The following is a 24,015-nucleotide window of genomic DNA, read 5'->3' as shown; positions in this document are numbered from 1 at the left end:
ATGGCCAAAAGCAAGTCTCGGGGACTGGCCACGGCCTCGGCAACCCTGGCGACCCTTGTGGCGGTCGGCTCCCTCCTGGGCGGCTGTGGAAGTCAGCAGGCCAAGCCCATGGACGATGAGTTCGCCGGATCGGGCGCAGAGTCCAGCTCTGCGCCAGAGTCAGGAGCCGGCTCTGCGGGCGAAGGTAATCCCACCGCCGTCTCCCGTGATGGACTGCCGACCGCCCCGGCTGACACGGGCAACTATCACGATGGCACCTACGCCCTGACGGGCAAGTACGGGCATGACGGGGCTGACAGCATTGATGTGGATCTGGACCTGTCGGGAGGCCAGGTGACCCGGGTCCAAGTCCAGGGGCATTCGGATTCGCCCATCTCGCGCGGCCACATGGAACGCTTCGCCCGGGCTGTGCCTGGAGTAGTCCAGGGGCGCCCACTCAAGGACCTCAAGGTGGACAAGGTGGCTGGGGCCAGCTGGACCTCGGATGCCTTCAACAAGGCCTTGGATCTGGCTCGGCTGGAAGCTTCGGCGGACAGGTCTTCCTGAGAACCGGGCCGTACGGGTGGCAGAAACAAAAAGGGGCGAGGATTTGATTCCTCGCCCCTTTTCAAGCCTTCTATATTATAGGTCGTGTAGTTATATCGGTCGCCTCAGACCAACTACCGATCCCACCAGGGCCGCAGCGGATAGGTGTCCGTGCCGGTTTCAGGATCAGGCTTGATGCACTGGAACTGGTGTATCTGAATGTTGTCGAGCTCGAAGTTGAGCCGCGCGCCGGCCATGTACAGACCCCAGAGACGCGCCTTGGGCTCGCCCACCATGGGCTTGGCCTGGCCCCAATGCTCCTGGAGGTTCTCGGTCCAGTGCTTGAGGGTCAGCGCATAGTGCTGACGCAGGTTCTCCTGGGTGATGACCTCGAAGCCGGTGTCCTGGATGGCCAGTTCGATCTCGGCCGGGCTGGCCAGCTCACCGTCGGGGAAGATGTAGCGGTCGATGAATCCGCCGGCCCGCTTGTGGTCGTGGGAGTTGGTGCGGGTGATCTGGTGGTTGAGCAGGATGCCGCCCGGACGCAGCTTGTCCATCATCTCCTTGAAGTAGGAGGGGTACTGCTTGTAGCCCACATGTTCCATCATGCCGATGGAGCAGATTCCGTCGAAGCCGGACTCGGGCACGTCACGGTAATCCATCAGCCTGACCTCGGCCAGATCCTGTAGACCCTCCTGGCGGATCCAGTTCTGGGCCCACTCCACCTGCTCCTCAGCCAGAGTCACGCCGATGACGTGAATGCCGCGGCGGGCGGCCGCAATCTCCATGGAGCCCCAGCCGCAGCCCACGTCCAGCAGACGGTCGCCCTTGTTCAGGTGCATCTTGTCCAGGACCATGTTGAGCTTGTGCCACTGAGCGTCCTCCAGGCTGTCGTCCTCCTTCTCGAAGACGGCGCAGGTGTAGGTCATGGAGGAGCCCAGGAAGAGCCGGTAGAAGTCGTTGGACTGGTCGTAGTGGTAGCTGACGGTGGCTGCGTCGCCACGGCGGGTGTGGGGGCGGATGCCTTCGGTCAGTCGCTTGGCCAGGGAAGGTCCCTCGATGGCTGGCGGTTCGGGCACGCGCACTCCGTGCGAGAAGACGGCTCCAGCCGCCCGGGCCAGCTCCATCTTGCTGGGATGCTTGACGAAGTGCTTGAGGCCCATCAGTTCCTTGAGGACCTGGTAGGGGTTGCCCGGCAGCAGCTCGGGTGAATCCAGATCGCCCTGCAGGTAGGCGCGGGCCAGACCCAGGTCGTTGGGATTTTCCGTGATGTAGTACATGGCACGGGAATTCTTGACTTCCAGATGCAGTGGCGCTTGGTCCTGCCCGAAGACCGACCCATCGAAGGCGGTCACCTGCACAGGCGCGTCAGGGGTGAGGAAGAGCCCGATCATCTCGGCTACAGTCATCTTGCTTTTGGCCATAAAGCCCCCTTGTGTGACCCGGACATGACCGAACATGGCGGGTCTGGTAGTTAGTGGATACAAGTACTGTCTTCACCCTACCCCTGACACTGGTCCCTATCGGTGTCATGTTCGCTGAATTATTCCGCATGGGGAACCTTGCCTGGGTACAGACTCTTTGGTAAGGCTGAACCTGGAGGCGAGCGGGAAATGTCCAGCAGCGGATCAGCGGCGGCCAGGCCAGATGAGGCCTGGGTCCAGGACACTCTTGCCAGATTGGGGCATTCACGCTTCCGGGCTGGTTTCTCCCTGTCGGCCAAGGATCGCGCCTACGCCCGCGCCAAGGGCAGGGATACCATCGACCGCCACGCTCATGAGATGCTGGCCAAGCGTGTGGGGCCGGCCCATCCGCTCAAGGACGGCAAGCAGACCCCCTACCGCGGGCATCCGGTTTTCACAGCCCAGCATGCCACGGCCACCTGCTGCCGGGGGTGCATCGAGCGCTGGCATCATATCCCGCGCGGACGGGCTCTGACCGATGCGGAGGTGGATGCCCTGGCCAGGCTGGTCATGGCCTGGATCGAGCGCGATTTGGTCAATCATCCGGCTTGATACTGATGTTGCGACGCTTCTGTCACTATTCGTGGCTATGGATCAGTCCGGAATGATGATGTTGATGAAGCGTTTCCATTCATCAACAAAATCCATGGTTTTACCGCCTGTCAGCCACCGCAGCTGGAGCCCATCCATGGCACTGAGCGTTTGCAGGGCTATTCGATCGGGGTTCTCAAGCCTGTCCCTCTTGGCAACGTAGGCATACTCGTGAAGAACCTTCTGCTCGCGATCGAGAAAGAACTGGTGGGCGGGATGCTTGTCTTCCAGGGATTCGCCTTGAAGGACGATATAGAGACTGACCAATTGCGGTCGGGAGACGTTCGCTTCCACAGTTGCAGTGGTCAGGGTCTTGAGGCTGAAATCACCGTGGTATCCCAGTCCATCTGAAATATCGGTTTCCTCGCTGACTCCAAGGCGCTTGGCGATGGCTTCGGCGTTGATGCTGTCCGCATATTCCAGAGTTTTGACAAGAAGTTCCTCTTTGGATTTGAAGTAGTACAGAAGCCCTGCCTCAGTCACTCCCTCAGCTTCCGCTACATCACGTATGGTGAACCCCCAGAAGCCAAACTTGGAAATACAAGCGATGGTTGATTTCAGAATGCTTGTTCTGCGTTGGTCGGCCGACATTCGCGGTGACGAGGTAGAACGCTTTCGCCTATTCATTGGTCATCCCTCTGAGAAAGTCGACGTGTACCAACAGCATTGTATCCGTATTCAATGTACTTGATGCAACCACTTATATCAGGATAATCCGTCAACCGGCAATGCATCGTCTGGACAGATCGGGGCCAAACAGAAAGCCGTTCTGCTTGGCCCCGATCTGTTCTTTCAGCTGGGCTGCCTACGATTATTTGCTGAACCCGGCTGTCAAGCCTGCGACCATCTGTTTGCGGCCGAAGATGTAGGCCGTCAGGATCGGCAGCACCGAAATAACCACTGCTGCCAGTATTCCTGGTGTATCTACAGTGAACTGCCCCTGGAAAAGCCAGAGCGACAGGGGTATCACGCGGTTATCTGCAGACTGGGTCAGAATCAACGGGAAGAGGAAACCATTCCAGACATTCAGGCCGTCATAGATAGCCACTGTAATGATTGCGGGCCTGACCATCGGAACAGCGAGTTTCGTCATGGTCATGAACTCGCTGGCCCCGTCCACTGACATGGCTTCGAAAAGAGACTGGGGTATGTCTCTCAGAAAGTTGGTCAATATCATTACCGAGATGGGGATCGCAAAGGCTGCTGACGGCAGGATCAAGGCCCACAAAGTGTCATAGAGGCCGATGCGGATAATGAGGTAATACACCGGGATGATCACGGCCTGCATGGGAATGGCCAGGCCGGTGATGATGAACTTGTAGACCCGTCGGGACCACTTGTCGTTTCTGCGTACGATCATGTAAGCCACCATGAAGGTGACCAGCAGAATTATGGCTACGGTGACGACTGTGACGAAGACCGAATTCCAGATGTATCTGAGGAAGTGATTCTGGAAGACTCTTCGATATGCGTCAAAAGTGACATGGCTTGGCAACGAAAGCGGGTTTTGGGAGAACAGGTCGTTCTGATTCCGGACCGACGTTACCAGAATGTAGTAAACGGGCACTACCACGACGGCCAGCCAGATCCAGCCTAGGAGTCCTCCGGCGATGTTGATTTGCTTTCCTTTGATCCTGATCATCAGACTCCCTCCATCTGGCTTTCCATCTTGTCGGAACCCGATAGCTTGTTGAGCAGGAGCGATATGGCAATGCCCATGACGAGGATGATGACCCCCACGACGCTCGCCCCGCCCATGTCATAGCTCTTGAAACCTTTGAGATACATGTCCAGGGGAAGAATGCGGGTGGCATTTCCCGGCCCGCCTGCGGTCATGACATAGACCAGATCGAAATAGGTCAGCGATCCCACAATCATCAGGGTCGAATCGGTGGCAAAGGTATATTTGATCTGCGGCAGGGTGATGGAGAAGAACTGGCGTACAGTCCCTGCTCCGTCCAGCATGGCTGCTTCATACAGGCTTTGGGGTATCTGCCGTACCGCACCCTGATAGAGCAGTGAATGCAATGGTATGAAGCACCAGGAAACCACAACGATCAGGGTCCAGAGGGCGGTGTTGGGATCGCCCAGCCAGTTGTGTGCGAGCCACTTCCACCCCAAAGCCTTCCCAAGGCCGAATTGCGGATCCAGAAGGTTCTTGAAGGCTATGGCGACCGCAGTGGACGAGAAGAGGAGCGGAATGAAGTAGAACACTGACAGGAAGGCCCTGTACCGCTGCTTTCCTGCCATGAAGACTCCCAAAAGGATGCAGATGGGGGTTTGCACCAGCCAGCTGACAACGGTGAGTATCACAGTGAGCTTCAGACCGTTGAGCACCAGCGGGTCATGGAGCATTCTGATCCAGTTGCCGATGCCATTCCATGTAACCGCTCCCAGTCCGTCCCAGTTGGTCAGGGACAGGATGACTACACCTACCAGGGGAATTGCCGCGAATAGACCGAACAGCAGCAGGGCCGGCAAGGCGTACCATAATGACGGTCCCTTGTGCAGGGTCTTCTCCGTGCCCCTTTGATGTGTTTTCCTCATAGCGCTCCTCTCATAGCTTGTTTGTACCTTGGGAGCTATTTGATCGTTTTGTTCATCGCCGAAACGAACTGATCAGGAGACATGGTGTTCAGGAACACCTGCTCCAGGTTGTTCAGTATGGCCTGACCCTGTTCAGAGGGAAGCGCAACATCCCAGGAGAGCTGATAGTTCGGCGCCTTTTTTACGGCCTGGTACAGCCAGGGGTAGTAGCCTGAACCATCGTCAGCAGCTTTGATCTTGGATTCGATGTTCTTCACCGGAGGGACCTGCCCCTGCTTGAGCATGGCATCGACCATGGTGTCGGAATAGTTCTTGGTCTTGATGAAGTCTACGAAGGTCTTCTTCTGTTCCTTGCTGGCCTTTGACGAAAGCTGCCAGTAGCTGGACAGATTTCCTGTCAGGTCATTGGGGTCGCCCCTGCCGTCCTTGACGGTCGGGAAGGGGGCATAGCCTAGGTCCTTGGCGGTGAAGTCCTTGCTGATGCTGATCAGGTCCGAATACACCCAGGATCCCATGAGTTCAAATCCCGCCTGCCCAGTGGTGATGAGTGCAGTGTCTTTCCTGTCATCGGCGGTCAGGGACTGGTAGGAATCGCCGAAGGCGCCTGCCTTGACCAGCTCCTGAATCATCCCCATGGCCTTGGTCACCGCAGGATCGCTCCAGGCGTCTTTCTTGCCCTTGAGCACATTGTTGAAGACTTCAGGGCCTCCGATGCGGTCAACAAGGTATGCGGCCCACATCAGGTATGGCCACTTGCTGCCACCCGCCAGGGAGATGGGGGTCTTGCCGGCGGCTTTCAGTGCTGAAACATCGGCGACCAGTTCGTCCCAGGTCTGTGGGGCCGAGTCGATGCCCGCCTCCTTGAGTACTTTCTTGTTGTAGAACATCAGAACAGGCTGGGCCTGTCCGGTGGGTACGGCATAGAGCTTGCCGTCTCGGAAACCTTCGGCTGCAACCGAATCAAGCACCTTGCCCTGAATATCGGTCTTGAGTTCGGGGGTCAGGTCGGTGATTGCCTTGCTCTTGGTGTAGTCGGTCAGCGGCGACCCTCCCCAACTGGGGAAGAAAGTAGGGGCGTTGCCCGAACCGACTGCAGTGCGGATTTTCTCCTTGTATGCGTCATTGGCAAAGCTCTCCTCGCTGATCTGGGCATCCTTGTGGTCCTTGTTCCATTCCTTGAAGGCATCCTTTACGGGGTTCCAGGGTGCATCCGTCATAGCCCAGGTCGTCACATTGGCGCCTTCCGCCTTGCTGCCTGACGAGTTTCCAGGCTGGGAACCGCAGGCGGAGGCTCCTAGTAGCATGGCCGTGGATGCTATGGCTGCAATGAGTTTGCCCGATTGTTTCATGTCAGTCTCCTCTTTGAGTCCTATCTTCTCTTCGTTTTATCTGAATCCCGAGGGCTTCCGTCGTCGGGAGTCGATGATTACTATATACTTAGTAATTACTAAGTGCAAATTAGTTTATTGATTTAATTCTCGTGTCTTCAAGGAGGAAATAATGAGACCAGACACTGGAAGCCGGGTTCTGCACGTGAAGGAAGGCTCTGATGACTGCGGCGATGGCAGCGTGGAAAGGCCTTTTCGCAGCATTCAGCAGGCAGCCGATGTGGCCTTGGCCGGCGATGTGGTCATGGTGCATGCTGGCACATACAGGGAGAGCGTGAATCCAATCAACGGCGGCAAGGACCGGTATGACCGGATCACCTATACTGCCGCTCCCGGCGAGCATCCGGTGATCAAGGGTTCAGAGTGCGTCAACTGCTGGCAGGATCGTGGGAATTCAGTCTGGACGGCCGAAATCGACAACAGCTTGTTCGGAAGCTTCAACCCCTTTGCAACCCCTCTGAAAGGTGATTGGCTGGAACGGCCGAGTACATGGAATATGACTCTCGGCGAGGTCTATATCAATGGGAAGTCGATGTACCAGGCTCCGGACGTGGAGTCGGTGCGCAATCCCCAGATGCGCAAGACCGGTTTCGGACCCGACTGGGTCAAGGAGGAGGAGCCGGTGGCTCATCCAGAGGATACGGTCTATCAGTGGTATGCACAGGTCGGGGATCGGACAACCTGCATTTGGGCGAATTTCCAAGGGTATGATCCGAACGCCAATCTGGTGGAGATCAATGTGCGCCCGACCTGCTTCTACCCATTGCGTACCGGCATCAACTACATAACAGTAACCGGGTTCGAGATGGCCCAGGCTGCCTGCCAATGGGCTCCCCCCACGGGTGACCAGCAGGGTCTGATCGGCACCCACTGGTCAAAGGGATGGGTCATTGAGGGAAATGATCTGCATGATGCCAGGTGCAGCGCAGTTTCGCTGGGCAAGGACTGGTCCACTGGTGACAGCGAATCCACCCGGTGGGGATACAAGCCTGGGTATCAGACGCAATTGGAGACGGTTTTCCGCGCTCGCCATGCCGGGTGGGATATGGAGACCGTCGGTTCGCATCTCGTGCGCAATAACCATATCCACGACTGTGGCCAGAATGGAGTCGTCGGGCATCTGGGTTGCATCCGTTCGGTGATTGAGGACAATGACATCCATGATATTGGCAATAAGCATGAGTTCTTCGGCCATGAGATAGCCGGCATCAAGCTGCATACCGCAATCGATGTGATTATCCGGCATAATCACATCCATGAATCCACATTGGGAATCTGGCTGGATTGGGAAGCCCAGGGGACGCGGGTGAGCTCGAATGTCTTCAATGACAATATCCGTGATTTTATGATTGAAGTCACTCATGGCCCCTGCCTGGTCGACAACAATGTGTTCGCCTCGGCATACAACCTGGACAATGTGGCACAGGGCACCGCTTTTGTGCACAACCTGTTCTGTGGGTCCGCCCAGCGCCGCGACGTCCTCGACCGGTTCACCCCCTACCATTTGCCGCATTCGACCACTGTCGCTGGCACGGCCTGCGTCTATGGAGGCGACGACCGAATCTATCAGAACATATTTGTGGGAGGAGAGGCCTATCTGCCTGGGGTAACTACTAGGGGGACAGAGACCTATGAGGGGTGCCCAGGCAGCATGGACGAGTACCGGGAACTGGTTCATGCTCATGGTCCGGGGGACCTTGAGCTTTTCGAACGAGTGAAGCAACCTGCCTATATTGACCGCAACGTCTATCTTAATGGCGCACAGTCATGCTCTCAGGACAGCGATGCTTGCAAGATTCCCGATAATCCGAGATTCAAAGTTGTAACAGACCACGACGGAACTGTTTGGCTGGATGGGGAATTGCCTGAGGCCATGTTCCACATGGGCTGCCGCATTGTTGACACCGCCATGTTGGGAGCGCCGCGCATGTCCGAAGAACGGTATGAGGCCCCGGATGGCAGCCCGATTGCCATAGATAGGGACCTGACTGGCATCGCTCGTGGGGATGCCCCGGTGCCCGGCCCTCTTGAGGAGCTAACACCAGGGAAGAATCATGTGCGGCTTATGTAGGAGTTGAATCACGGATGGCCTGAAGCCAGAAAGAGTGGATGGAAGCTTCTTTGAAACTCCATCCACTCTTTCCGTTTGAATGCCGAGGGATGTCGTCATGGGCTGAAAGGGGCAAAGGCCTCGGATCTGGACGTTGACTATGACCTGTCTGGTGGCTGGGAGGAGATTACCCTCCTTGGCGCATCGGCTGAGGAAGCATGTCAGGCTCACGGAGTGCTATGACTTTGTGGGTTTCGTTGAGGGTTCAGCATCCTTCGGTTGCTTTGCCTCACGGGCTTTCTTGTCTCCTGAGCGGGGAATGCCCAGAAGTTTGCGTGTCTCGGCAACCAGCTTTTTCGGTGTCTTGCGCACGCCACTCTCTTCGGCATCCTTGATGATGGTCTTCACGTCCAGGTCGGGATTGCGGTCCTGTGTGGCTACCAGGTCGCGTGCCTCCTGCCGGTTGAGCACGGTGGGCAGGGTTCCGGGCATGGGGCGCCGGGCGGTCTCGGCCAGGAAGAGCACGGTGATCAGACCGCAGGTCGAGGTGAACATGATCCAGTAGGCAGGTGCCAGGGACTTGCCGGTCGCGGTCACCAGCCCTTCCATGATGACAGGCGCGGTTCCGCCGAAGACGGCTACGGCCAGGTTGTACGACAGTCCCATGCCGCCGTAACGGGACGCGGTTGGGAAGAGAGCCGGCAGGGTGGATGCCAGGTTGGCCACGAAGAAGATGACTGGGATGGCCAGCAGGACCAGTCCGCCGAAGACGGCACCCGTGGTTTCATGCTCCAACAGTCGGAAAGCGGGCAGGGACAGGCACAGTCCAGTGAATGCTCCCATAAACAGCACCTTCTTGCGGCCAAAGCGGTCGGAAAGGGCTCCGGTGATGGGGATGCAGCAGGCCACCATGAGCAGGACCGGCAGGGAGAGCAGGTTGGCCTGGGCTGTGTTGTAGTGCAGGGTGCCCGACAGGTAGGTGGGCATGTAGGCGGTCAGCGTGTAGCTCAGGGTGTTGGCCGCGGCCACCAGGATGAAAGCCATGAGCAGCTCCCGCCAGTAGCCCCGGATCAGGTCCAGCAGGCTCTTGTGCTGGCTCTTGGTCTTCTCGTCGCTTGCATCCTGGGCCTGACGGAAGGCAGGGGTGTCCTGGACCTTGGCCCTGAAGTAGACCGCGATGGCAGCCAGCGGCAGGGCGATGATGAAGGGGATGCGCCAGCCCCAGGCCAGCATGGCTTCTGGGGAGATGGAGAACTCCAGGAGGGAGACCAAGGCTGCTCCGAAGGCGTAGCCCAGGTAGGATCCCACGTCCAGCAGGGAGGCGAAGAAGCCACGATGCCGGTCAGGGGAATATTCGGTGACCATGGTCGAGGCACCTGCGTACTCGCCGCCTGTGGAGAAGCCCTGAATCAGCTTGAGCAGGATAAGCAGAATAGGTGCCAGCGGACCGACGGCAGCATAGCTGGGCAGAAGGCCGATCAGCAGGGTGGCTGCGGACATGCTAAGCAGGGTGAAGGCCAGAATGCGCTGGCGGCCGACCTTGTCGCCCAGCTGGCCCAGGACCACGCCGCCCAGCGGTCGGGCAACGAAAGTGACGGCGAAAACACCAAGAGAGAAGAGCCGCTGCACGGCATCGGATGCGTCGGACAGGAAGACGCGGCCGATGGTTACCGCCAGGTAGCCGTAGACCCCCACGTCATACCATTCCATGAAGTTGCCGACCACGGTGCCGGCAATGGCCCGCTTGAGTGTGGATCTGTCCACCACGTTGATGTCGGTCAGATGCAGGCGCTCGCTCCAGCCCCGATGCGGTCTGGGATTCTGCTTGCGGGCCTTGCGTTTTGCTGCGGCCTGCTGCTTCTTCAGTTGTTTCTGGGTTTGTTTCTCGCTAAGACCGTCATGCTTGGTCGAATTTGTTTCGTCTTCTACCATTATTCCTTCTCCGGCCATGGGGCCGTTGTACTACTCCGAGGTCTGTCTTCTGCCGCAGCGGTCTCCTCTCGAACGCTTTACAAAAACGTCATAAATGTACATTTTACCACAAGGCCATTTTTCTCCCAGTTCATCCCTTGCAGCTAATCCGCGAACGGTTGTGAGGCATGGCACCAAACGATGAGGAGAAACGGCTGGATGCTGACTCATCGACTTTTATACCTTGGGTTGGTTGGCTCTCTAATGTCAGCAACAGAGCGCTGCGTAATCCAGCCGAAGAGGTATTCATCGCCGATGTTGTCGGGAAGGAGATATGCAATCGTTGGTCGGAGTGATGATGTCTGGCGGTTGCCTGGATAGGTCATTCTCCATCCCAGGGTGGGAGGATGCGTGAGGGCCTTGGCCCGCTGATCCGATTGGTGATGGCCCTGGCTCCGGCCTTGATAAGAGGTACATACTGCTCCAGACGCTGCTCGTCGGAGCCCACTACGATGCTTATGGCTGCTATGACAGCCCCGGTATGGCCGAAGATGGGGGCGGCTACTGAGTGAACCGATGCCTTGGGCGTTCTCAGAAGGGCCACTTGATGCTGTCGTATTCCCTCCAGGTCACGGCGTACCGTTTTGGATGAAGGTCGTGGTGTCTGCCATGTGGGCCAAGTGAACTGTTCCTGATCCAGAATCTCGTCGATTGTATCAGGGTCGGCATAGGCCAGGAGGACCCTGCCCACGGCGGTGGGAACCACGGGCAGGCGGTCACCGATATGGTAGTAGACCGGAATCCGATGCCTACCCTCTCGCCTGTCTAGAACCACCATCTCCTGCCCGTCTAGGACCCCCAGCTGGATGTGCTCCTCGGTCATTCTTGACAGCTTGTCTAGCACCGGGGAGGCTGCCTCGCGTATGTAGAGCATAGGCTGGGCGTATTGGGCGATCTCCATTAGCAAGGGGCCGATGGAATAGGAGCCTGACCGGTCCCTGCTCAGAGCCTGGTGAGAGGTGAGTTCCTTTAATAATCTGCTGGTAGTGCTGGCAGGCAGTCCAGTCCGATGCATGATCTGGGTCAGCGTCAGCGAGGGCTGGTCCGAAGTGAAGCAACTCAATATGGCGAAGGCACGGTCAAGCACGCCGCTGCGTGCAGCTCTGCTGGAATCGTGAGTTGCTGCCATAGCTCTGATCTGCTCCCATATCCTTTACAGGCAACCATAAGAAGGCCCATTGGGTCAAACCATGCCTTTTCCACTGGATGGGAATCGACTTCGTGCTCCTTTGATGGGACGAATAGAAACGGATATGTACCCGGGTTGGATCAGATCTAGGGAGCTGGTGGCCAGGAAACGACGATGCGAAGTAGCAACGGTGACCGGATCTGGATGCAGATTACGGAGGGCATGCACCCGGGAAAGAAGTAAACGAGTTTTACAGTCCAAAGGAGGACTTGACATGAGTGAACCAGGCAGGAAGCCGGATCATGATCCAGGGTATCTACCTTCTGAGTATCCCGACCCGCGCAAGACCATCGCTTTAGTCCTGATTGCCGCAGTTGGTCTCTACATCATGTGCATGAGTCTGGGTACGGCGCTCTCCCTACGAGTAGCTTCAGTCATGCCGGACCAGAAAGATACGGTCTACAGCCGTATAACTTCGGTAGGTTCTCTGCTCATGCTCTTCTTCATTCCCTTGGTCGGAGGTCTCTCAGACAGGACGACAAGCAGATTCGGTCGCCGTCGGCCTTGGATTGTAGGTTGCCTCCTGGTCTGTCTCGCGGCGGCTGCAGTCGTGGGCCTTTCCACCAACGTCTGGATCATGGGGGTTGCCTATGTGATCGCTGTTGTTTTCATGCAGGCCGGGTTCAACGCTTACTCGGTCATCGCCGTGGAGGGAGTACCAGAGAATAGACGAGGAACAGTCATGGGGCTGATGGGACTCTTTGGGGCCCTTTCGTTTTCGGCAGGCACCTACCTCACGGGTGCCTTGGTGGGCAACGGCCTTCTGCTCATGACAGTGCCCATACTGCTTGGTTTGCTCACCTCGATTCCTCTGCTTCTCCTATACCGTGACCCGGTTAAGAAGCGCAGCCAGGTGCCACCGCTCAGCCTGAAAAAACTCTTTGGTGGTTTCTTCGTCAACCCCCGCAAACATCCCAACTTCGGATGGACCTGGTTGGCGCGTTTCCTTGTCGGTCTGGCCATGGCTTCCATGCAGACCTACTTCGTCTACTACCTGATCTCCGGTCTGCGCGTCCCCCTCAACCAAGTGGGGAGCAAGGCCGGACTGCTTACGCTGTGCTCGGCGCCAATATCGGTCATTTTCTTCTCGTGTTCGGGATTTTTGACCGATCGTCTGGGCCGGAAGAAGCCTTTTGTCATTCTGGCCGCCATCATAATGGCTGGTGCTCTCTGCTTGGGCGGGACATCCCATAGCTTCACTCAATTCCTGATTGCTTGGGAGATCTTCTGCGTGGGGCAGGCCATGTATCTGACCGTGGATCTGGCCCTTTGCGCCGCCGTCCTGCCTGAGAGCAAGGATGCTGGCAAGGATATGGGCGTCTTCGCACTGGCTCTGAACGGGGCCAACGTTCTGGTGCCCGCCGTCGCCCCTATTGTCATCAACAGCGCCGGTGGGAACAATTACCCGCTGCTTTGGTTCATCGGTGCAGTGCTCAGTCTCTGCAGTGTAGTCATAATGCCCCTCATCAGGGGAGTCAAGTAGGAAGGGGAAGGGTGCATGACCATGACAGCAGTGACCGTCGGCAAGGTTGGTTTCGGGCAACACCCTGTGGCTGATCGGGTCATAGGATATGAGGATCGGAGGCCCTCTCTTTCGTGGAGGATTCTTTCAGCCCCTCATGGCTGGGAGCAGCATCGAGCCCAGGTTGAGATCGCCCAGGATGGACAGCCACCTCAGATTCACGACTTTGAAGGAGCGGATCAGATCTGCCTGCCTTGGCCTGGCACCCCTTTGAAGTCGCGTCAGTGCGCCCGTGTTCGAGTTCGGGTTGCAGGAGAAGACGGTAACTGGTCCTCCTGGTCCGACCCAACTCTGGTGGAGACCGGACTGCTCAGCAATGAGGACTGGTCGGGTTCACCGATTGAGCCTGATCCGGGTGTTGGCCGGGAAGATCCAGCGCCTATCATGGTGCGGTCTTTTACCGTGGGTCAGGGGTGTGATCTGGGTCGCCTGGATTTGACAGCGGGAGGTATTTTCATCCCCTATCTGGATGGATGCCGTATCGGTTGCGATGAGTTGACGCCCGGTTGGACTGATTACAGAAAACGAATGAATGCTCTGACCTACGATCTGACACAGGTGCTTGCTCCGGGCCGGCACGAACTTGCAGTCATCTTGGGCAACGGGTGGTACCGTGGTCAACTCACCTGGACCTGCCGAACCGAAGTCTATGGGAAGAATCTCTGGCTTCTGGCCAATCTATTCTGGCGGGACCAGGATGGGGAGCACAGGCTTGCCACCGATCAGGATTGGACGTGGAGGTCTTCGCCCATTCTGGCGAATGACCTCTATGACGGGCAAACCCGGGACATGCGCGTCCCACTGCTCAATCAGGGGGGACAGACCCACCCGGTTCGGGCCTTGCCGATGCCGGCGGCGCGGATCAGACCACAGGAGGCACCGTCCGCGCGGATTCTTGATCGCTTGCCAGGCCTGGAGATCATTACAACCCCATCCGGAGGGAAAATTGTGGATTTCGGCCAGAACGTGTCCGGCTGGGTCCGCATGCACATCAGGCACGGGCAACTTGGGCAGGAAGTGATCCTCCGCCATGCCGAGGTGCTTGAAAAAGGTGAACTAGGTACTCGTCCTCTTCGCAACGCGAAGGCGACAGATCGTTTCATCCTCTCCGGAGGCGAGGAAGACCTGGAGCCCCTCTTCACCCAGCATGGTTTCCGTTATGTCCAGGTGGAGGGTGTGCAGGATTTTCGAGCTCAGGATCTGGAAGCCTGTCTGGTCTCAGCCGAGATGAAGCCTCTGGCAACTTTCAAGTCCTCGCGAGCCGAGCTGGATCGGCTTTTCCAGAACGCCCGCTGGTCCACTATGGACAACTTCATCGTGCTTCCCACTGATTGCCCCCAGCGTGATGAGCGCCTGGGCTGGACTGGCGATATTGCCATGTTCGCTCCAACGGCACTCGCCCTCTTCCGTGCCGGAGGATTTCTGGCATCTTGGTTGGAGGATATGGCTGACACCCAGGCTTCTGACGGGGGGATCCCCGTAGTAGTGCCAGACGTTTTGGACGGACCCAAACTGACTTGTGGCTGGGGGGATGCGGCTGTACTTGTCCCTTGGGCGATCTATCAGGCTACAGGGGATAAGGCGGTATTGCGTCGCTTCCTGCCCATGATGGACCGGTTCGTAGACGGTGTCGAAGTCCATTGCGGGGGCTCCCGTCTCTGGCGTGGAGGCTTTCAGTTTGGTGATTGGCTGGATCCGGATGCACCGCCAGACAATCCCGGGGGTTCCAAAGCCGACCCGGATGTAGTGGCCACTGCGTACTTTGCTCATTCGGCCCGTCTGGTGGCTCGGGCGCACCAGGCCCTGGGAGAAGAGGACCGAGCTGATCACTACAACCTGTTGGCCGACGAGGTGGCTCGTGCCTTCCGCGAAGAATACGTGACTGCCAACGGTGCAATTATTTCTGACTGTGCCTCGGTCTACGCCATGGCGCTGGTTTGGGACCTCCTGGAGACTCCAGACCAGCGTCAGGGTGCGGGTGATCGCCTAGCTGACATCATTCGGGTCAGCGGTTTCCGTATTTCCACCGGCTTCCTCGGCACGCCCCTGGTATGTCCGGCCCTGGTTAAGAGTGGGCATCCACGCCTGGCAGTGCGTCTCCTTCTGCAGGACCGATGCCCCAGCTGGCTCTATCCAGTCGCTATGGGAGCCACCACCATTTGGGAGCGGTGGGATTCCATGTTGCCCGACGGTTCAATCAACCCTGGGGAGATGACTTCGTTCAACCATTACGCTCTGGGTGCCATCGTCGACTGGATGTTGGAGGGCCTGGCCGGCCTGCAGATGCAAGAACCGGGTTGGAGGAAGGTCCGTGTATCTCCAGTTGTTGATCCCGCCATCGCCCATGTCGGTATCAGTCAGGAGACGCCCTACGGTCTTATTCGATTGAATTGGGCGATCCGCGGCCAAACATTCCATCTGGAGCTGGAGATTCCTGTCGGCATCCAAGCCTGTGTAGCCCTGCCGGGAGCGAGGGGGCAAATCTGCCGGCATGGTCGGTATGCCTGGGACGTTCCATTGGAACACGTCTGCCAGCCATCGAGTTCGATCCGAACTATTCGCGACCTGATTGATTCGACCGTGTCCATGGACCGGTTGACCGAAGCTCTGACGTTATCCGGATCGCCGGTTTATGCAGGTGATCAGGCGGATGTGGCCTTTACCAAAGCGGCTAAGCCGTGGTTGGATGCGGATCTGGACCGTTTGCCCGATGTCGCCTCCCAGCAGGGGTACGTTCCGGGAGCAGACGAGATAGAGCGGGTCTGCAGGAGCTTTCTGGCTGGTCTGAAAAAACAAGATTTGCACACAAAGGAAAAGGAGTAATTACCATGACAGCAATCCTGCCTGATCATTTTCTGTGGGGGGCCTCTACGGCCGGCCATCAGGTGGACGGAGGTGACACCGCTGCCGATACCACCTTCCTGGAGAGCGTTTCTCCCTCGGTATTCAAGGAACCAGCCGGAGATGCCTGCAGGAGTTGGGAACGATGGGCCGACGATCTGGACTTGATTAAAGGGATGGGACTCAACTCCTACCGCTTCTCCGTCGAGTGGGCGCGGATTGAGCCCGAGGAGGGCAATGTCGACCAGGATGCCCTGGATCATTACGATCGTATGGTGGACGGGTGCCTGGAGCGCGGGATTGATCCTGCGATCACCCTCTGCCACTTCACGATTCCTAGCTGGTTCGCAGCCAAGGGAGGGTGGCTCAATCATGATGCTCCCGCCATGTTCGCCGATGAGTGCGTTCGTGTTCTGGACCGGATTGGGGACCGGGTGGCTTTGGCCGTCACATTCAATGAACCTGATTTGCCTAGGATTCTGGACAACGGGAGCTTGCCCCAGGAGGCGGTGGACCTTCAGCGCGCATGCATCAACGCGGCCACTAAGAAGGCCGGTGTGAAACAGTACCGTTCAGGCAATGTGGTCATCCCTGAAGAGGTGACCCAGTTGGAGTTCGGCTTCATCCGCGCCCATCGTGCTGCCGTGCAGGCTGTGCGCTCGGTCCGTCCCGAACTGCCAGTGGGCCTCTCCCTGGCTGTAATTGACGAAAGTTATAGGACTGAGGAGGGTAAGAAGTTAGCCATGGCCAAGCGTCGGTCCTGCTATGGTCCTTGGGCTCAGGCCGTTCAGGGAGACGACTTCGTTGGCGTCCAGAACTATGAGCGTGAGATATTCGGCGACGATGGTCCCATCCCAGCTCAGCCAGGCGAAGAGGTCAACGAGACCGGTACTGCCCTCCACCCCGAGTCGCTGGTCAATGCCGTCAATTACATCCATCATCTGACGGGCCTGCCTGTTGTTGTCACCGAGCATGGTGTTTCCACGCAGGATGATGAGCTGCGGTGCCGCTTCCTCAAAGCGTCCATACCGCCCTTGATTGAACTCGTCCGTGATGGTGTTCCGGTCCTCGGCTACTTCCACTGGTCGCTTCTGGACAACTATGAGTGGATCAGTGCCTTCGACGTTCACTTTGGCCTTTGCTCAGTGGACCGTGAGCACGGTACCTTCGATCGCACCCCCAAGAAGAGTGCCGGGGTTTACCACGACATTGTGACCAACACTGTTATCTGAAACCAGGGTCCGACCGTACGACATGTTGTATGGCGGTTCGGAGATTTCTGATAGGTGACCCCAGCGGATTCCGTGAAAGGAGTTCGTTGGGGTCATTCGATTTTCGTCGGACTACAGTTCAGCGATCAATCGCTTGTCCTCTGGCCGACTGTCTGGATTGCCGTATTCCTGCCGTACCTTGTCAGGCCTTCAGGAAGTCAGGATCCGCAAAGGCGGGGTTGGGATAGGTGTAGAACCCTTCTCCCGAATCCTTGCCGGTCTTGCCCTCGTCCATCATCTTCTGGATCTTCTCCAGGAAGGGCTTGAAGTCAGGGTTGTCTCCCCGCTGTTCCTTGGTAATGTTGAAGGCGGTCCGCAGCCCCACAACGTCAAAGATGGCAAAGGGTCCCATGGGTGCGCCTGTTGCGATCATCCAGGTCTTGTCCACGGTCTCCGGGTCCGCGATGCCCTGACCCCAAAGGTAGGAGGCGGCTTCGAGCAGGGGGATGAGAAGGGTGTTCAGGACGTATCCAGGCTGTTCCTTCTTCAGGACGATGGGAACCATGCCGATCTCCTTGGCATAGTCCACGATTTCGTCGAAGACCTTAGGGTCGGTCTGATCGGTACCCATGATCTCAGCCGTGTTGTACAGCCAAACCTGGTTGGCGAAGTGCATGTTCAGGAACTTGTCCGGCCTGCCCGTATCGGCTGCGAAGGTGCTGGGTACGTAGGTGGAGGAGTTGCTGGTGAAGATGGTGTCCTTGGGAGCCAGCTTGGCTAGGTTCTGATAAAGGTCATGCTTGATCGAGGGCTTCTCCGGGACTGCTTCAATGACAAGGTCAGCGTCTTTGACGGCCTCGGCCATGTCGGCGGTGAAGGACATGTTGTTCAGCCCGGCGTCGAATTGCTCATCAGTGGCATTGATGTCGTGCTTGTAGGAATCGCGCAGGTTCTTGACGCGCTCCTCGGCAGCCGCCACAGCCTGGTCGTTGATGTCGTAGATCGTTACCTTCTTACCCTTGAAGGCTGATTGATAGGCAATCTGGCTGCCAAGCACCCCGCCGCCGGCAACCGTGACATTATGAATGTTCGTCATAGAAACCTCTTTTCGTTGCAATGCATCCATCTTTGGATACTTATTCCATAATACCGGCAGTGCCTGGGATTACTCTGGGCGTTCCTATGTCGCTGAAAGGCTGGAGTTACAGGAGGTATCACGGCGTATTCGTCCGTTTAATTAATTGTGTGGAACACTGAGAATTTTGTCGCTTCGCTCACATGAATGTTATACGGCAGCCGTCGTCGCAGTGGGGTCGAGGGCTGCTATATTACGCAATCGGCCACCTGCATTCTTCGGTATCCGCAAGAGGGAAAAGTCACCGGACATCAAAAAAGACAGTCAGAGAATCTGGCAGAACTCGATGGTCTCCTGATTGGGGCCGATGATGTTGAAATAGCGGATTCCGCGCTGCCAGAAGGTGGGGATGGACTGGATGGAGTCCTCTCTGATGTTCAATCCCATCTCCAAGGCATGCTCGTAGGCGGCATCGATGTCTGGCGTGTCCAGCGCCCAGTGGTTGATGGCCCCGGTGCGCATGGGAGCAGGCTCGCCCTCCCAGGTCTCGATGGTCAGATGCCCCAGACGCAGGAAGGCGCAGCGGTTCTCCCCGTTGGGGTAGATGCCGACCAGCTCGAACCCGAGTTTGTTGGTGTAGAAGTCGATGGTCTCGTCCAGGTCACGGGCAATCATGCCCGAGTGCTGCAGATCATTGGCATAGTCCGACATTGGTCTCATGATGGCCGCTCCTTTGGTACCTTGATGCTGCGATGCTTCCTTATCTACTCTAGGCGATGGTCGTTCTGGCAGATGTGGGTGCGTTCTGCAGTGCAGCCATACGGCGAGGTGATAAACATGAATACACGTGATTTACCGCTGGAGAAGCAGCGGAAAGCTGCCTCATAGAGCGTCGTCGGTACACTAAGCAATATAGTGCGTATATTCTGTGCTGGCAGTTCACGGGAGTACGCAAGGCAGAGGACACAAATAATAGGGGTGTGAACACTGTGCGGAGTGGGCAAGGACGGAAACGGTCCGTATCCATTGTGGATGTGGCACGCGTGGCCGGCGTTTCCCATCAAACAGTATCTCGAGTGTTGAATGACCCTGGATCTGTGCGCCCAAAAACGTTGCAAGCGGTCAGAGCTGCCATACGGAAAACTGGATATCACCGTAATGAGAATGCTAGGGCTCTGAAGAGCTCGGTTTCTAATGGAATCGGTGTCCTCGCTTCGGACTCGCAGCAGTTTGGGCCAGGTCAGCTCTTGTGGAATGTAGAAAAGGCTGCGGGTGAACAAGGGTATTTGGCAAAGATATCCCTGTTGAAAAACAACAATGACAATGATGTCCAACGAGCTGTCGGCAAGCTGCTTGAATACGACGTCTCGGCAATTATTGTGCTCTCGACAGAGACATGGATAGAGCCTGTCGTCAGAATGGCTGCTGACCTGCCTCTTGTCAGTATCGGGTCCTCCTGCGCCCAAGAAGGACAATTCTCCGTGGTCGATACTGATCAGCAACAGGGTGTGCGCACTTTGTTGGATCATCTGGTGGCTCAAGGGGCACGACGTATCGACCACCTTTCTGGTCCCCACGGATGGTATTCGTCTGAAGCCCGTTTAGAGGAGTGGATGCAGGCATCATCACGTTACGCACTGACAGCGGGCCGTGTTTATCGAGGTGATTGGAGCGAGGAGTCGGGCTATCGCGTTGGTCTTGATATGGCCGATGACCTGCCGGATGCCGTCTTCTCGGCAAATGATCAAATGGCCATAGGGCTTATCAGAGCTTTTTGTGATCGTGGATTGCGTGTGCCTGATGATGTGATGGTGGCCGGTTTCGATGGTGTTCCTATGGGGGCTTATACGATTCCATCTCTAACCACCGTTCAGCAGGATTTTGATGCGCTCAGCAGTCGGGCGGTCTCATGTGCGATCGATATGATTCATGGAGCAAGCATCAAGAAATTACTGATGCAGCCTCGACTGATCATCCGGGAGTCGACTAGCAGATAACGTTCCAGCGTCTTCGCATGTGTTTGACAGTTAATGTGAACGTGCTTATTATGCAACTGCTACATAACATGCATGGCTGCTTGTAATTCAATGTTAACTTATTGCTATGCATTCTTTGCAGTTATTAAGTGAACGTTCACTTAAGAAAGGGAAGGCAATGAAGTCTCTCGACCATATACTGTTCGGCGCTGCGTATTATGACGAATATCAACCCAGCTCGAACCTTGATGCCGACATGCAACTCATGCGTAAAGCCCATATCAATGTGATCCGTGTGGGCGAAGGAAGCTGGTCACACTGGGAACCGGAAGACGGACAATTTTCACTGGATTGGCTGGAGCCAGTTCTCGATAAGGCTGCTGAGAACAATATTCAAGCGATTATCGGGGTGCCGACCTTTGCCATACCTCAATGGATGGTGCGTAAGTATCCAGAGATTGCCTTGAGCGATGACCATGGTCAGAAGGTTCCTTTCGGCTCGCGAGAGGAGCATAGCTATAGCCACCCTGTGTTTCGGTATTACGCAGCCAGGCTTATCGGCAAGATTGTGGATCGCTATGCCGGGCATCCATCAGTCATCGGCTGGCAATTACATAATGAACCTGGCTTACGGCTGAACTATTCCACAGATGCCTTCGAAGGTTTTAAAGATTATCTGCGCAGAGAATACGGTAGCGTGGAACATCTGAATAAGGCATGGGGGTTGACGTACTGGTCTCATGAGTTATCTACTTGGGATGACTTATGGAAGCCCGAAGGCAACTGCCAGCCACAATACGATATTGCCTGGCATCGGTATCAGGCGCTGCTCACCGATGATATGCTCGCCTGGCAAAGTCGCCTGATCCGTCAGCATTGTCGCTCCGATCAATTCATCACGGTGAATATGGCTTTGGGGCGTGAGGCTGTTGATGAGGCCAGGTCTTCCGAGCATTTGGATGTAGCAGGTTCAGATCCGTATTTCCATATGCAAGACGGCTTGCAATTGCCTGAACCGGATATGGCAGAAGATGCTTGGTATCCTTCTGGCCCCTGGACGATTGCCCAGATGGCCGACAGGACGTATTCGCTGAAATCCGCTCCTTTCTTTGTGCTGGAAACGGACGGCGGACCCATCGGCGGCTCCGCAGACAACTTCCCTGGCTATAAGGGGCAATGGCGCCAAGCTGGTTGGCAATTCGTCTCGCGTGGAGCGGATCTCATCGAATACTGGCATTGGCAGCAGTTGCATTATGGTACTGAGATGTATTGGGGAGGTATTCTCCCCCATGACCGCAAGCCGGGACGTGTTTATGCGGAGATATCTCAGCTTGGCGGAGAGCTGGCAGCTGCCGGCGATGCAGTGACGGACCTTAAGCCGGATGCTGATGTGGCCATCCTGTATTCAGTCGGGTCACGTTGGGGCCTGACATTCGAACCATACACAGCGATAAATGGTGCAGGAGATGCTCACCGTGCACGCAATGCCGGATCGTATGATCATATGTTTACGGCTTTTTATCGTGGTGCATTCCGCACTGGGCATCAGGTGCGAATGATTCAGGATACGCATCTTATCGATGGCTCTGCTGGAAAACCTGTAGTCGCGCCGACTGCATTCGTCAACCAGTATCCCCTGTTACTGGTTCCGGGGGCGTATATATGTTCTGATGCACTGCTTTCATGGTTGCGTGAATATGTAAAAGCCGGCGGGCATCTGGTCCTGGGACCGCGTACGGCATATGCGGATCAGTACGCACGCGCGCGTATGGAAACCAAACCGTCAATGCTTGATGATCTTGCTGGCGCGGACTATCAGGAATTTTCCAATATCAAATCCCCTATATCAGTTAAGGGAACGGACTCATTTAAATTGCGTCCTGGATCTGCTGCCACTGAGTGGATTGATTGTCTACAGAGCGAGGGAGCGGAAATTCTGGCTACAAGCAACCACCCCCACTTCTCACAATTTCCCCTGATCACCAGCCATGTTGCCGGTCAGGGAAGAGTAACGATGATCGGCACGGTCCCCAACGAGGCTCTGGCTGCTTCGTTGTTCGACTATCTGCTTCCAGACGATCCGTGGTTGGCTGGTCAGACGACAATATCGCACTCCTCGGCGGTCAATCGGTATGGTCGAAGGCTGCATTTCCTCTTCAACTGGAGCTGGCAGACGCACAGGATCGCCGTGCCTGTTTCATGTACATTGCTGGGCAAGAATGAGCCTTTGAGCAGTGTTGAGCTGGGCCCCTGGGACGTGGTTCTACTACAGGAGACGCATGTCCTTGCCGACAATCCTATGGATTCAGGAAGGTGAGGATGATATGGATTCCGCAAGGTCAATGAACAGTGCACAAGGGAAGACTGCGGAGACGGATAATGAACCCTCTGCTGCCTGGATGACTCCCCGTGATGATCAACAGCATCGCGTTCCTGTGCGCACGGGTGTGGCGCTCGCACTAGGTGTCCTGCTTTGGTTGGGGCCGTATCTCGGCCTGGTAGGTGTTCTGGTTCCTCAGCAAGTGGCGCGAATAGATCCTGCCAATAAAACGGGCGATATCGCATTGATGTCGACGGTGGCCATGATCGTATCCACTATCGCCAACATCGTGGAAGGTGGTCTGTCGGATCGGACACGTTCTCGATGGGGTCGTCGGACGCCATGGATCGTCGCCGGATCAGTTGGGACCTTTGTCTGTGTGCTGTTCTGGGGCCAATGCTCTGCCGTGTGGCAAGTGGTCCTATCGGATTCGGTATATATGATTTTCCTGAACATGATTGTGGCGCCGTTGATTGCGGTCATTGCCGATCGGACTGCGCCGAAGTACCGTGGAACGATATCTTCCGTCTACGCACTCGGCAATTCGGCCGGACAATACGGCGGACAGATGTTGGCCTCTTTCTTCCTGCCTATGCCGAAGATCGGATTTGTGGTTTTGGCAGTCATGTCTTTGTTGTCGGGTCCTGTGGCTGCTCTGATACTGCGCGAAGGTTCGACTAAAAACATGCCTGTTTCTCCGGTAACGTGGAAGACGTTCTCTGATAATTTTGTATTCCCGACCCATCATGTGCGGGACTATTACCTGGCCTTGTTCGGTAAGCTCAGCATACAAACCGCTTCATTCGCGATTTCTGGATATCAGCTTTACATATTGACTGACTACGTAATGCTCAAAGGCAACGCTCTGCAGGCATATGTCTCGGCTATTTCCATGATCATGATGGTGACCGCAATCGTCATGTGCATCGGCGCCGGTCCTGTTTCTGACAAATTGCATATACGGAAAGTGCCGGTCATCATCGCAGGTCTGCTGATAGCGGTTGGGTCGTTTCTACCTGCTTTGACCAATCGTCCCTTCATTATGCTGGCATACGCCGTGGTTGTGGGCATTGGCATGGGAATGTTCAATTCCGTGGATCAGGCGCTGAATATAGAAGTGCTGCCTGATCAGCGGACAGCAGCCAAGGATCTTGGTATTCTCAACATTGCCAATAACGGAGGTCAGGTGCTGGGACCCATTTTCTCTGCCGCGATCATCAAGATTGTCGGTTACAGCGGGGTCTTTCCGTTGGCAGCTGTTCTGGCGGCCGTCGGCGTCTGCCTGATTTTCTTTATCCGCAAGGTCAAATAACGAGGCAAATGATGAGCTGATCAGCATATCGGCA

18 protein-coding genes are annotated in these 24,015 nt (G+C 56.4%); 9 read left to right on the top strand and 9 right to left on the bottom strand.

Features of this window, described 5'->3' with window-relative positions; all coding sequences use genetic code 11:
* The gene (locus H3T90_RS05265; RefSeq protein WP_198207863.1) at window positions 1-546 is read left to right on the top strand and encodes an FMN-binding protein; all 546 of its coding nucleotides are present in this window, start codon (window positions 1-3) and stop codon (window positions 544-546) included.
* A gap of 113 nt (window positions 547-659) precedes the next feature.
* Here the strand turns inward: H3T90_RS05265 and H3T90_RS05260 are convergent, their stop codons facing one another.
* Entirely contained in the window at window positions 660-1,949 is a 1,290-nt protein-coding gene (locus H3T90_RS05260; protein ID WP_045935925.1) for a class I SAM-dependent methyltransferase, read from the bottom strand.
* A gap of 189 nt (window positions 1,950-2,138) precedes the next feature.
* Here H3T90_RS05260 and H3T90_RS05255 point away from each other — a divergent pair, with 189 nt between their 5' ends.
* Window positions 2,139-2,540, top strand: a complete 402-nt coding sequence (locus H3T90_RS05255; RefSeq protein WP_198229814.1) for a DUF4186 domain-containing protein — start codon at window positions 2,139-2,141, stop codon at window positions 2,538-2,540.
* Window positions 2,541-2,582: 42 nt separating this feature from the next.
* Here H3T90_RS05255 and H3T90_RS05250 read toward each other — a convergent pair whose 3' ends face one another.
* The 4 genes from H3T90_RS05250 to H3T90_RS05235 form a co-directional block, all read right to left on the bottom strand.
* Window positions 2,583-3,206, bottom strand: coding sequence for a TetR/AcrR family transcriptional regulator (locus H3T90_RS05250; RefSeq protein ID WP_110425968.1), 624 nt, complete (start codon window positions 3,204-3,206; stop codon window positions 2,583-2,585).
* Window positions 3,207-3,390: 184 nt separating this feature from the next.
* On the bottom strand, window positions 3,391-4,221 hold the full coding sequence (locus H3T90_RS05245; protein ID WP_110425967.1) for a carbohydrate ABC transporter permease: 831 nt from the start codon (window positions 4,219-4,221) through the stop codon (window positions 3,391-3,393).
* Complete coding sequence (locus H3T90_RS05240) at window positions 4,221-5,126, bottom strand: carbohydrate ABC transporter permease (protein WP_110425966.1); 906 nt, start codon at window positions 5,124-5,126, stop codon at window positions 4,221-4,223. The genes H3T90_RS05245 and H3T90_RS05240 overlap by 1 nt, the downstream gene beginning before the upstream one ends.
* Before the next feature lie 35 nt (window positions 5,127-5,161).
* On the bottom strand, window positions 5,162-6,475 hold the full coding sequence (locus H3T90_RS05235; protein ID WP_198229813.1) for an extracellular solute-binding protein: 1,314 nt from the start codon (window positions 6,473-6,475) through the stop codon (window positions 5,162-5,164).
* A 151-nt stretch (window positions 6,476-6,626) separates the two neighbouring features.
* On the opposite strand from H3T90_RS05235, the gene H3T90_RS05230 reads away from it, so the two are divergent.
* Window positions 6,627-8,585: a right-handed parallel beta-helix repeat-containing protein gene (locus H3T90_RS05230; RefSeq protein ID WP_198229812.1), complete on the top strand. Its 1,959-nt coding sequence runs from the start codon at window positions 6,627-6,629 to the stop codon at window positions 8,583-8,585.
* Between the two features lie 216 nt (window positions 8,586-8,801).
* Here H3T90_RS05230 and H3T90_RS05225 read toward each other — a convergent pair whose 3' ends face one another.
* The gene (locus tag H3T90_RS05225; protein ID WP_198229811.1) at window positions 8,802-10,496 is read right to left on the bottom strand and encodes an MFS transporter; all 1,695 of its coding nucleotides are present in this window, start codon (window positions 10,494-10,496) and stop codon (window positions 8,802-8,804) included.
* A gap of 361 nt (window positions 10,497-10,857) precedes the next feature.
* On the bottom strand, window positions 10,858-11,664 hold the full coding sequence (locus H3T90_RS05220; protein ID WP_046323528.1) for an IclR family transcriptional regulator: 807 nt from the start codon (window positions 11,662-11,664) through the stop codon (window positions 10,858-10,860).
* Between the two features lie 274 nt (window positions 11,665-11,938).
* Between H3T90_RS05220 and H3T90_RS05215 the strand changes: the two genes are divergently transcribed.
* From H3T90_RS05215 to H3T90_RS05205, 3 genes are read left to right on the top strand one after another with little or no spacing between them, the layout of a single operon-like run.
* Complete coding sequence (locus H3T90_RS05215; RefSeq protein ID WP_046323527.1) at window positions 11,939-13,207, top strand: MFS transporter; 1,269 nt, start codon at window positions 11,939-11,941, stop codon at window positions 13,205-13,207.
* Between the two features lie 15 nt (window positions 13,208-13,222).
* A complete protein-coding gene (locus tag H3T90_RS05210) occupies window positions 13,223-16,069 on the top strand; it encodes an alpha-L-rhamnosidase (RefSeq protein ID WP_198229810.1) in 2,847 nt (948 codons plus the stop codon).
* Between the two features lie 5 nt (window positions 16,070-16,074).
* Window positions 16,075-17,319, top strand: coding sequence for a glycoside hydrolase family 1 protein (locus H3T90_RS05205; RefSeq protein ID WP_144177877.1), 1,245 nt, complete (start codon window positions 16,075-16,077; stop codon window positions 17,317-17,319).
* Window positions 17,320-17,500: 181 nt separating this feature from the next.
* On the opposite strand, the gene H3T90_RS05200 is transcribed toward H3T90_RS05205, so the two are convergent.
* Together H3T90_RS05200 and H3T90_RS05195 are read right to left on the bottom strand one after the other, a co-directional pair.
* Complete coding sequence (locus tag H3T90_RS05200) at window positions 17,501-18,394, bottom strand: 3-hydroxyacyl-CoA dehydrogenase (RefSeq protein WP_198207869.1); 894 nt, start codon at window positions 18,392-18,394, stop codon at window positions 17,501-17,503.
* 303 nt (window positions 18,395-18,697) lie between these two features.
* Entirely contained in the window at window positions 18,698-19,093 is a 396-nt protein-coding gene (locus H3T90_RS05195) for a VOC family protein (protein ID WP_232346836.1), read from the bottom strand.
* A 260-nt stretch (window positions 19,094-19,353) separates the two neighbouring features.
* On the opposite strand from H3T90_RS05195, the gene H3T90_RS05185 reads away from it, so the two are divergent.
* The 3 genes from H3T90_RS05185 to H3T90_RS05175 all read left to right on the top strand — a co-directional run bounded on the left by H3T90_RS05185 (window position 19,354) and on the right by H3T90_RS05175 (window position 23,981).
* A complete protein-coding gene (locus tag H3T90_RS05185) occupies window positions 19,354-20,370 on the top strand; it encodes a LacI family DNA-binding transcriptional regulator (RefSeq protein ID WP_332468238.1) in 1,017 nt (338 codons plus the stop codon).
* A gap of 106 nt (window positions 20,371-20,476) precedes the next feature.
* Entirely contained in the window at window positions 20,477-22,666 is a 2,190-nt protein-coding gene (locus tag H3T90_RS05180; RefSeq protein ID WP_198229809.1) for a beta-galactosidase, read from the top strand.
* Complete coding sequence (locus H3T90_RS05175; protein ID WP_232350567.1) at window positions 22,629-23,981, top strand: MFS transporter; 1,353 nt, start codon at window positions 22,629-22,631, stop codon at window positions 23,979-23,981. Before H3T90_RS05180 ends, H3T90_RS05175 begins: the two co-directional genes overlap by 38 nt.
* Window positions 23,982-24,015: the final 34 nt, after the last annotated feature.

The organism is Bifidobacterium polysaccharolyticum (assembly GCF_016101585.1).
Classification (GTDB): domain Bacteria; phylum Actinomycetota; class Actinomycetes; order Actinomycetales; family Bifidobacteriaceae; genus Bombiscardovia; species Bombiscardovia polysaccharolytica.
Note: the sequence above shows the minus strand (reverse complement) of the source record. Positions and strands in the feature narration are given on the sequence as shown.

Excerpts from the sequence above, each read along its gene's own strand:
- H3T90_RS05265 (WP_198207863.1), top strand. The coding sequence starts at position 1 with ATGGCCAAAAGCAAGTCTCGGGGACTGGCCACGGCCTCGGCAACCCTG.
- H3T90_RS05260 (WP_045935925.1), bottom strand. The coding sequence starts at position 1,949 with ATGGCCAAAAGCAAGATGACTGTAGCCGAGATGATCGGGCTCTTCCTC.
- H3T90_RS05255 (WP_198229814.1), top strand. The coding sequence starts at position 2,139 with ATGTCCAGCAGCGGATCAGCGGCGGCCAGGCCAGATGAGGCCTGGGTC.
- H3T90_RS05250 (WP_110425968.1), bottom strand. The coding sequence starts at position 3,206 with ATGAATAGGCGAAAGCGTTCTACCTCGTCACCGCGAATGTCGGCCGAC.
- H3T90_RS05245 (WP_110425967.1), bottom strand. The coding sequence starts at position 4,221 with ATGATCAGGATCAAAGGAAAGCAAATCAACATCGCCGGAGGACTCCTA.
- H3T90_RS05240 (WP_110425966.1), bottom strand. The coding sequence starts at position 5,126 with ATGAGGAAAACACATCAAAGGGGCACGGAGAAGACCCTGCACAAGGGA.
- H3T90_RS05235 (WP_198229813.1), bottom strand. The coding sequence starts at position 6,475 with ATGAAACAATCGGGCAAACTCATTGCAGCCATAGCATCCACGGCCATG.
- H3T90_RS05230 (WP_198229812.1), top strand. The coding sequence starts at position 6,627 with ATGAGACCAGACACTGGAAGCCGGGTTCTGCACGTGAAGGAAGGCTCT.
- H3T90_RS05225 (WP_198229811.1), bottom strand. The coding sequence starts at position 10,496 with ATGGTAGAAGACGAAACAAATTCGACCAAGCATGACGGTCTTAGCGAG.
- H3T90_RS05220 (WP_046323528.1), bottom strand. The coding sequence starts at position 11,664 with ATGGCAGCAACTCACGATTCCAGCAGAGCTGCACGCAGCGGCGTGCTT.
- H3T90_RS05215 (WP_046323527.1), top strand. The coding sequence starts at position 11,939 with ATGAGTGAACCAGGCAGGAAGCCGGATCATGATCCAGGGTATCTACCT.
- H3T90_RS05210 (WP_198229810.1), top strand. The coding sequence starts at position 13,223 with ATGACCATGACAGCAGTGACCGTCGGCAAGGTTGGTTTCGGGCAACAC.
- H3T90_RS05205 (WP_144177877.1), top strand. The coding sequence starts at position 16,075 with ATGACAGCAATCCTGCCTGATCATTTTCTGTGGGGGGCCTCTACGGCC.
- H3T90_RS05200 (WP_198207869.1), bottom strand. The coding sequence starts at position 18,394 with ATGACGAACATTCATAATGTCACGGTTGCCGGCGGCGGGGTGCTTGGC.
- H3T90_RS05195 (WP_232346836.1), bottom strand. The coding sequence starts at position 19,093 with ATGAGACCAATGTCGGACTATGCCAATGATCTGCAGCACTCGGGCATG.
- H3T90_RS05180 (WP_198229809.1), top strand. The coding sequence starts at position 20,477 with ATGCATTCTTTGCAGTTATTAAGTGAACGTTCACTTAAGAAAGGGAAG.
- H3T90_RS05175 (WP_232350567.1), top strand. The coding sequence starts at position 22,629 with ATGTCCTTGCCGACAATCCTATGGATTCAGGAAGGTGAGGATGATATG.